We start from the raw sequence: 315 nt of genomic DNA on the forward strand, positions 1-315 counted from the left end.
AGCGTTTGTGTAGCGTACCGTCAGCGACTTCCCACACTCGCCGCATTTTAACAGTCCGGCAAACAGGCTGATTTCATTGGTCTGCCCCGGACGCTGGCGGGATTTCAGCTTGTTCTGCACAATGTCAAAGTTCATGCGGTCAATCAGCGGTTCATGCTGTCCCTCCACCACAATCCAGTCCTCCGGCTTCTTTTCCCCAATCGTGCCGATTTTGAAACGGTAGTCCTTTTTCTGGGAAGCAATCGCCCCAGTGTAGACGGGATTCATCAAAAGGTCTTTGATAACGGAGAAGTCCCACATATACCGCCCGTTTTC

The 315-nt window shown here is 51.7% G+C and carries 1 protein-coding gene; it reads right to left on the reverse strand.

All coding sequences use genetic code 11. The features are described from left to right. On the reverse strand, positions 1-315 hold a 315-nt coding region (locus DWZ82_RS15690), incomplete at both ends, for a recombinase family protein (RefSeq protein WP_243022941.1).

Source organism: Butyricicoccus sp. AF35-5AC (assembly GCF_003477715.1).
Classification (GTDB): domain Bacteria; phylum Bacillota; class Clostridia; order Oscillospirales; family Butyricicoccaceae; genus Agathobaculum; species Agathobaculum butyriciproducens.